The sequence below is a fragment of the Micrococcus sp. HG099 genome, from assembly GCF_024723355.1.
GTDB lineage: Bacteria > Actinomycetota > Actinomycetes > Actinomycetales > Micrococcaceae > Micrococcus > Micrococcus endophyticus.
This window is the reverse complement of the sequence record NZ_JANQCJ010000102.1, coordinates 1-8,622: the sequence shown is the minus strand read 5'-3', so window position 1 is coordinate 8,622 and position 8,622 is coordinate 1. Positions and strand designations below refer to the sequence as shown.

Here is an 8,622-nt window from a genome sequence, read left to right as displayed (position 1 = left end):
GATCGTCGGCAGCGTCAGGTGGGTATAAGAGACAGGGCCACGAGGGCGAGCCCCGCGGCCCCCGCGGCGGCCTTGCCGCCGATCCCGCGCGTCGCCGTCCGCAGGCCCGCGCGCCAGTGCGCGAACGCCCCGCGGAAGCCGCGCTGCACGATCGGCTCCTCCATCCACCGGGTGGAGAGGTCCGCGATCCCGGCCGTCAGCAGCAGCACGCCGCCGGCGGCCACCGGGTCCACCCAGGCGGGGGCGTCCACCGGGAGCGCGGTCCGCAGGATCACGAGCAGCGGCCAGTGCCAGAGGTACGCGGCGTAGGAGCGGCGGCCCCACCAGCGCAGCACGTCGCCGGACATGGCCCGGGAGAAGGAGTCCTGCCGGTTGCCCTGCACCACGTGGAAGAGCAGCAACGTGACCACCAGGGACAGCCCGGCGAGCACGCCGAGGTAGGTGACGTCCTCGCGGCCGTCCACCAGCACGAACGCGGCCAGGAGCGCCGCGAACAGCCCCCACGCGATCGCGCTGCGCACCGGGGGGTTGCGCATCACGGCGCCCCCGTGCTCGGGGCGGCGGGTGTGGGCGAGCATCAGGGCGACGGCGGCGCCCAGCAGCAGGCCGAACGCGTGGGTGTCCGTGCCGAAGTACAGGCGCGTGTGCGGCGCCCCGCCCCGCAGGCCCACGGCCATCCAGACCGCGGACGCCGCCGCGAGCGCGAGCACCGTGAGCACCCGGGCCCGGTCGGCGCGGAAGGCGCCCCGCTGAGTGGGCTCGCGCGGCCAGAACAGGGTCAGCAGCCCGGCCACCACGAGGGGCCAGAGCACGTAGAACTGCTCCTCGATGGCCAGCGACCACAGGTGCTCGAACAGCGGCGGCGTGGCGGCCGCGAAGTAGTCGGAGCCGCTGAGGATCATCACCCAGTTGCTCGTGTAGGTCAGCGCGCCGAGCCACTGCCGGCCCAGGCCCGCCGGGAACTCCGCGACGGCGAGCCACGCCAGCGCCGTGCAGCAGACCAGCGCCACCACCATGGACGGCACCAGGCGCCGCACGCGGCGCATCCAGAAGGGTCCGAGGCGCAGCCCACGGCCGCCGTCGACCCCGCGGACCAGGCCCGTGGTGATCAGGAAGCCGGAGAGCACGAAGAACATGTCCACGCCCACGAACCCGCCCGGCAGCAGGGCCGGCCAGGCGTGGAACACGAGGACCGCGAGCACGGCCACGCCGCGCAGCCCGTCCAGGGCGGGGATGCGGCCGGGGCCGGGGCTCACGCGGATGCCGGGGCGGTCGGCGTGGGCGAGGGGGCGGGTGCGCGAACCGCCTCCTCGATCCGGGCGCTCCTCGGTGGACCGGACGGGGGAGGACGGGGTCAGCCTGGGCACACCAGCGATTGTCGGCCACAAGTCGCGGCGCACCAAGTCGCACCGGGACGGGACGTGTCGAAATGCCCCGCCCGGGCGGATCCGGCCGCGTCCGGCGGGCCTCCTCCCCCGCCGGCCCGGGTGCGGCGCCCCCGGCGGCGCCGGCTCAGAACAGCCCGGTCACCGTCCCGTCATCGGCCACGTCCATGCGGTCGGCGGCGGGCGAGGCGGGCAGGCCGGGCATTGTCATGACGGCCCCCGTCAACGCCACGACGAAGCCGGCGCCGGTCTTGGCGGAGAGCTCGCGCACGGTCACGGTGAAGCCCTCGGGGGCGTTGAGCAGCGCGGGGTCGTCGGAGAACGAGTACTGCGTCTTGGCCATGCACACGGGCAGCCGGTCCAGGCCGCGGTCCCGCAGCTGGGCGAGCTGACGGCGCGCGGCGGGGGTCAGCTCGGCGCGCGCCCCGCGGTAGACGCGGCGCACAACGGCCTGGATGCGCTCCTCGACGTCCATGTCCTCCTCCCACAGCCGGGTGACCTCGGCGGCGGGCTCGCCCGGGGCGGGCAGGTGCTCGCCGAGCAGGCGGGCCAGCTCGAGGGAGCCCTCCCCGCCGCCGCCCCACACGTCGGCCACGGCCACGGGCACGCCGTGCTCGGCGCCCCACGCGCGCAGCACCTCGAGCTCGGCGTCCTCGTCCTGGGTGAACCGGTTCACCCCGACGACGACGGGCACCCCGTACTCCTGCATGTTCGCCACGTGCCGGGCGAGGTTGGCGGTGCCGGTGCGCAGCGCGTCCAGGTGCTCGGCGCGCACCGCCTCCGCGTCCCGCCCGGTGATGGCGGCGGTCTCGGCGGCGCCGGCCTTCACGTCCCGCAGGGACAGGCCGGCCTGGAGCTTGAGGGCGCGGACGGTGGCCACCACGACGACGGCGGCCGGCGGGAACCCCCCGGCCACGGCGGTGATGTCCATGAACTTCTGCCCGCCCAGGTCCGCGCCGAAGCCGGCCTCGGTGATCACGAGGTCCCCGAGCCGGCGGGCGGTCCGGGTGGCGATCACGGAGTTCGCCCCGTGCGCGATGTTGGCGAACGGCCCGCCGTGCACGAGCGCGGGGGTGCCGCCGAGGGTCTGCACGAGGTTCGGGGAGATCGCGTCTTTGAGCAGCACCGCCATGGCCCCCTGCGCCCCGTGCGGGCCGATCTGGGAGGCGGTGACGGGCTCGCCGTCGTAGGTGTGGCCCACGGTGATCCGGCCGAGGCGCTCCTTGAGGTCGGCCAGGTCCGCGGCGAGGCAGAACACGGCCATGGTCTCGGTGGCCACGGTGATCTCGAAGCCGCCCTCGCGGGGCACGCCCTGCGTGCGGCCGCCCAGGCCCGTGACGACGTCCCGCAGGGAGCGGTCGTTCATGTCCAGGGCCCGCTTGAGGGCGATCGTGCGCGGGTCGATCCCCAGCGCGTTGCCCTGCTGCACGTGGTTGTCCACGAGGGCGCAGAGCAGGTTGTGGGCCGAGGTGATCGCGTGGAAGTCGCCCGTGAAGTGCAGGTTGATCGCCTCCATGGGCACCACCTGCGCGTGGCCGCCGCCGGTGGCGCCGCCCTTGATCCCGAACACGGGGCCCAGGGAGGGCTCGCGCAGCGCCACCACGGTGCGGGAGCCGGCGACGGCGGCCGGCGCGTCCGCCTGGCCCGCCAGCATGTTCAGCCCGTCGGCCAGGCCCACGGTGACGGTGGTCTTGCCCTCGCCGGCCGGCGTCGGGCTGATGCCGGTGACGAGGACGACGCGGCCGTCCTCGGGGGCGGTGAGGGCGTGCACGTCCACCTTGGCCATGTGCCGGCCGTAGGGGATGAGCAGGTCCTCGGCGATCCCGGCCTGGGCGGCGATCCGGGCGATCGGCTGGATCGGATGGACGGCGGCGATCTCGGCGTCGTTCATGCCCCGATCCTGCCACCGGGGCCGGGCCGCCGTCGTCGTCGGGATGACCGCGCCGCCGCTCCCCCGCGACCTCCGAGATGACCGACGCCCAGCGACATCACCGCCGTTCCGCCCGGCGGTGATGTCGCCAGGCGTCGGTCGATCGGATCAAGGTCGAGCAGGGCCGGGGTGCCCAGCGCGCCCCCTCCCCCTCAGCCCTCGGCGGCCTCCGGCTGCTCCGCCCACCAGCGGCGCAGCTCGGCCTCGGCCTCGGCCGGCTCGTGCGGGCCTTCGTCCAGGCGCCACTCGAGCAGGTGCCGGTACGCCCGGCCCACCACGGGACCGGGGCGGATGCCCAGGAGCGCCATGATCTGCTCGCCGTCGAGGTCCGGGCGGACGGCGGCAAGCTCCTCCTGCTCGGCGATCTCGGCGATGCGCCGCTCGAGGTCGTCGTAGGCGTGGGCCAGCCGCTCGGCCTTCCGCTTGTTCCGGGTCGTCACGTCCGATCGGGTCAGGGCGTGCAGGCGGGGCAGCAGGTCGCCGGCGTCGTGGGCGTACCGCCGCACCGCGGAGTCAGTCCAGCCGGCGTCCCCGTAGCCGTAGAAGCGCATGTGCAGCTCCACGAGCCGGGCCACGGCCTTGATGGTGTCGTTGTCGAACTTCAGCGCGCGCAGCCGCTTGCGCACGAGCTTCGCGCCCACCGTCTCGTGGTGGCGGAAGCTCACGGCGCCGCCCCTCTCGAAGCGGCGGGTGGCCGGCTTGCCGACGTCGTGCAGCAGCGCCGCCAGGCGCAGCACCGGGTCCGGGGCCGACGGCGAGTACTCGGCCTCCAGCTCCATGGCCTGCTCCAGCACGGTCAGCGAGTGGGCGTAGACGTCCTTGTGGCGGTGGTGCTCGTCCGACTCGAGCTGCAGGGCGGGCAGCTCGGGGAGCACGTGCTCGGTCAGGCCGGTGCGCACGAGCAGGTCCAGGCCGCGGCGCGGGTGGGCGCCGCACACGAGCTTGACGAGCTCCTCGCGCACGCGCTCGGCGGAGATGATGCCGATGCGCTCGGCCATGGCCGTCATGGCGGCCTCCACCTCGTCCGCCACGGTGAACCCGAGCTGGGAGGCGAAGCGGGCCGCGCGCAGCATGCGCAGCGGGTCGTCCGAGAAGGAGTCCTCCGGGGCGCCCGGGGTGCGCAGCACGCCCGCGGCCAGGTCCCGCACCCCGCCGTAGGGGTCCACGAGCTCGAGGCCGGGCAGGCGCAGCGCCATGGCGTTGACCGTGAAGTCGCGGCGCAGCAGGTCCTCCTCGAGGCTGTCCCCGAAGGCCACCTGCGGCTTGCGGCTGGCGGGGTCGTACTGCTCGGCCCGATAGGTGGTGACCTCGAGCTGCCAGCCGGCCTTGCGGAAGCCGATGGTGCCGAAGCGACGCCCCACGTCCCACGTGGCGTCCGCCCAGCCGGCGCCGACGGCCTCGGCCGCGTCCGGGCCGGCGTCCGTGGTGAAGTCCAGGTCCCCGGAGACGCGCCCCAGGAAGAGGTCCCGCACCGGCCCGCCCACGAGGGACAGCTCGTGGCCGGCCGCCTCGAACCTCCGTCCCAGCTCCACGACGACGGCGGGCAGAGCGGCGTCGGCGGGGAAGCCGGCGGGCAGCGCGAGGGTGGCGGTGGTCAGATCCATGATGGGTACAAGCGTGCCAGACCCGCCCCGGCCCCGAGCCCACGGCGCCGCGTTAGAGTGGAGGGCATGGCCAGCCCCGATCCCTCCGCGCACCGGGGCGCCCCTCTGCCCTCCGCGCTGGGGGCCTGGCACCGCCGTCCCCAGCCGCCGGCGCGCCCCGAGCCCGCGCCCGCGCCGGGCCCGCGTCCGGCCGCCTCGGGCCTGCCCACCGTGGAGGAGGTCTCGGCCGGCGGCGTCGTCGTCCGGGAGCACGACGGCGGCCTCGAGGTCGCGATCATCGCCCGGTACAACCGCGGCGGACGTCTGGAGTGGTGCCTGCCCAAGGGCCACCCCGAGGGCGTGGAGGACCACCGGCAGGCGGCCGTGCGCGAGGTGGAGGAGGAGACCGGGATCGCCGGGGACATCCTCGAGCCCCTCGGCGCCATCGACTACTGGTTCACCGTCTCCCGCCACCGCGTCCACAAGACCGTGCACCACTTCCTGCTGCGCGCCACCGGCGGCGAGCTGACCACGGAGAACGACCCGGACCACGAGGCCGTGGACGTCGCCTGGATCCGCCTCGAGGACGTGGCCCGCCGCCTCTCCTTCGCGAACGAGCGCCGGATCGTGGACCTGGCCCGCCAGGTCGTCGACCGGCACTTCCCCCCGGGCCCCGCCCGGGGCCCCCGCCCCTGATCCTCCGCCCCGCACGCGGGGCTCGTCCGACCACGATTGGGTGACCCTTGAGCAGCAGCCCCTCCCCGCGCCCCGCGCAGGACCCCGCCCGCGCCGGCGTCGCCGACGAGGAGCCCACCACCGCCGATCCCGCCCCGGCCACGGACCCGGAGGCCCCGGCCCGCGAGGACCGCCCAGACGAGACCCCCGAGGGCGAACGCCGGGCCGGCCGGTCCACGGCCATCATGGCCTCCGGCACCCTGATCTCCCGCGTGCTGGGCCTGGTGCGCGCCATGCTGGTGACGGTGGCCATCGGCCTGTCCACGGACATGGCGGACATCTTCGAGATCGCCAACTCGCTGCCGAACGTGATCTACCTGCTGCTCGTGGGCGGCGTGTTCAACGTGGTGCTCGTGCCCCAGCTGATCAAGCACGCCCGGGACGCGGACCGCGGCGCGGACTACACGTCCCGGCTCATGACGCTGGGCACGCTGGTGATGCTCGGCGGCACGCTCGTGGTGATGGCCGTCGCCGCCCCGCTCATGACGGCGCTGACCCGCGGCTGGTCCCCGGAGAAGCTCGAGATGGCCACGGTGTTCGCGCTGTGGTGCCTGCCGCAGGTGTTCTTCTACGGCATGTACGCGCTCGTGGGCCAGGTGCTCAACGCCAACGGCCGGTTCGGCGCCTACATGTGGGCGCCGGTGCTGAACAACGTGGTGGCGATCGCCGCGATCGGCCTGTACCTGGCCATGTTCGGCGCCTACCGGGCGGGCGAGGACGTGGCCGGCTGGACGAGCACCCAGACCCTGGTCCTGGCCGGCGGGCACACCCTGGGCGTGATCCTGCAGGCCGTCATCCTCTTCCTGCCGCTGCGCGGCCTGGGACTGGGGCTGCGCCCCCGGTTCGGGTGGAAGGGCATCGGCCTGCGGCAGACCGGCCGGATCGCCGGCTACACGCTGGTCACCATGATGGTGACGAACGTGGTGCTGCTGCTGTGCCAGCGGTACGTCACCTCCGCCACCGAGGCCCGCGACCGCGGCGAGCTGCGCATCCCCGGCACCGAGGCGTGGAGCACGGAGATGGCCCAGGCGGCCATCCCCGGCGTGGCCGCCTACAACATGGCCATGCTGATCGCGGTGCTGCCGCACTCCGTGTTCGTGCTCTCCCTGGCCACGGTGCTGTTCAACCGGCTGGCCCGCGCCATGACCCGCCAGGACATGCCCGCGGTGCGCCGCACCACGGCCCAGGGCCTGCGCGCCTTCACGGTGCCCCTGATGTTCTCCTTGGCCGGCATCGTCGTGCTGGCCGGCCCGCTGGGCCGCGTGTTCGGCTCGACGGCGGAGACCTCCATGGTCGCGGGCATCGCGGTGGGCGCGGTGCTGCTGGCCCTCGCGCTGTCCATCCCGTTCCGCTCCGGCTCCTTCTACCTGCTGCGCGTGTTCTACGCGGCCGAGGACGCGAAGGTGCCCATGGTGGTGCAGGTCAGCTCCTCCCTGCTGATGCTGCTGCTCTCCTGGGCGGGGGCCATGCTGCTGCCCCTGTGGTCGATGGCGCTGTGGGTCGCGATCGCCTCCTCCGTCTCGTACGTGTACCAGTTCGCCCTCACCCACGTGCTCACCGTGCGCCGCTTCGGCGACTACGGGTTCGCGTCCGTGCTGCGCGCCCACGGCCAGACCGGCCTGGCCGCGCTGGCCGCGGCGGCCGCGGGCGCCGTCGTCGTGTGGCTGCTGGGCGGGTACACCGGCGGGTTCGCGTGGGAGACCATCGTCACCGCGCTGATCACGTGCGCCGTGGCGGCCGCGGTGATGGCCCCCGTGTACGTGGTGGCGCTGAAGCTGCTGCGGTTCCCGGAGCTCGACGACGCCCTGCGGCCGGTCGTCTCCCGCGTCCCCGCGCTGGGCCGCCTGCTCCGCGTCGGCTGACTCCCTGGCGGGGACGGTGTGTCCACGTATCATCGGAACTCCACCCCCCTTCGTCAGGAGAAGACCCCGTGCCTCAGCCCATCTCCGTCGGAGCCGTCCTGGGCGGCCGCTACCGCATCACGGAGCACGTGGTGACGTCCGCGGACCAGGACATGGTGTTCCTGGGCGCGGACCAGGTGCTCAACCGCCGCGTCACCGTGCTCGTGGCCTCCCGGGAGAACGCCACGCAGGTGGCCTCCTCCGCGCGGGAGCTGGCCACGGGCGAGCGCACGGACGACGTGCAGGTGCTCGACCTCGGCCTCTCCGAGGGCCGCACCTACCTGATCGCCGGCGGCGGCCCGGACCCGGACGTCCTGCTGGGGCTCGCGTACCCGCAGGAGGTGTACGTGGAGCCGTTCCAGACGGACACGCTCGGCTCGGAGATCTTCGGCGAGTCCCGGACCGAGGACCCGCACGCCTACGACGACGACGAGGTCTACTACACCGACCTCGACCGCCGGCTGCGCGCGGACGAGGACCAGACGAAGCGCCGCCCCGGCTTCCTGAACCGCATCTCGGAGCGCATCAGCGAGCGGGTGCGCCCCTCCGACGGCACCGCGGCCAAGGCGGCCGCCGGCGCCTCCGCCCTCGCCGCGGCCGATGCCGCCACCCGCGCCCAGCAGGAGGAGCGGGAGCGGGCCGAGCGGGAGGAGCGCGAGCGCAAGGAGCGGGAGGAGCGCGAGCGCCGCGAGGCCGAGGAGCGCGCCGAGCGGGAGCGCCTGGAGCGTGAGCGCCGCGAGGCGGAGGAGCGCGAGCGTCTCGAGCGTGAACGCCGCGAGGCCGAGGCCCGTGCCGAGCAGGAGCGCCTCGAGCGCGAACGCCGCGAGGCGGAAGAGCGCGAGCGTCTCGAGCGTGAACGCCGCGAGGCCGAGGCCCGTGCCGAGCAGGAGCGCCTCGAGCGCGAACGCCGCGAGGCCGAGGAGCGCGAGCGGGCCGAGCGCGAGGAGCAGGAGCGCCGCGAGGCGGAGGAGCGTCGGGAGCGCGAGCGCCTGGAGGCCGAGGAGCAGGAGCGCGCCGAGGCCGCCCGGGAGGCCGAGCAGGCCCGCCTGGCCGCCGCCCGCGAGGAGGCCGAGCGCCGCGAGCTGGAG

General features: G+C 74.8%; 5 protein-coding genes and 1 pseudogene. 3 read left to right on the top strand and 3 right to left on the bottom strand.

The window, feature by feature from the left end; genetic code table 11:
- Positions 1-14 precede the first annotated feature (14 nt).
- The 3 genes from NWP10_RS09100 to NWP10_RS09090 all read right to left on the bottom strand — a co-directional run bounded on the left by NWP10_RS09100 (position 15) and on the right by NWP10_RS09090 (position 4,919).
- Positions 15-1,367, bottom strand: a complete 1,353-nt coding sequence (locus NWP10_RS09100; RefSeq protein WP_258300678.1) for an acyltransferase — start codon at positions 1,365-1,367, stop codon at positions 15-17.
- Between the two features lie 145 nt (positions 1,368-1,512).
- Positions 1,513-3,276 carry a formate--tetrahydrofolate ligase gene (locus tag NWP10_RS09095; protein ID WP_258300677.1) on the bottom strand — a complete coding sequence of 588 codons (1,764 nt, stop codon included), beginning with the start codon at positions 3,274-3,276 and terminating at the stop codon, positions 1,513-1,515.
- A gap of 191 nt (positions 3,277-3,467) precedes the next feature.
- Positions 3,468-4,919: a CCA tRNA nucleotidyltransferase gene (locus tag NWP10_RS09090; RefSeq protein WP_258300676.1), complete on the bottom strand. Its 1,452-nt coding sequence runs from the start codon at positions 4,917-4,919 to the stop codon at positions 3,468-3,470.
- Between the two features lie 66 nt (positions 4,920-4,985).
- On the opposite strand from NWP10_RS09090, the gene NWP10_RS09085 reads away from it, so the two are divergent.
- The 3 genes and pseudogenes from NWP10_RS09085 to NWP10_RS09075 all read left to right on the top strand — a co-directional run.
- Complete coding sequence (locus NWP10_RS09085; RefSeq protein WP_158492336.1) at positions 4,986-5,594, top strand: NUDIX hydrolase; 609 nt, start codon at positions 4,986-4,988, stop codon at positions 5,592-5,594.
- 47 nt (positions 5,595-5,641) lie between these two features.
- A complete protein-coding gene (murJ, locus tag NWP10_RS09080) occupies positions 5,642-7,495 on the top strand; it encodes a murein biosynthesis integral membrane protein MurJ (RefSeq protein ID WP_258300675.1) in 1,854 nt (617 codons plus the stop codon).
- Positions 7,496-7,563: 68 nt separating this feature from the next.
- Positions 7,564-8,622, top strand: a pseudogene (locus tag NWP10_RS09075) (hypothetical protein); the annotation flags it as partial.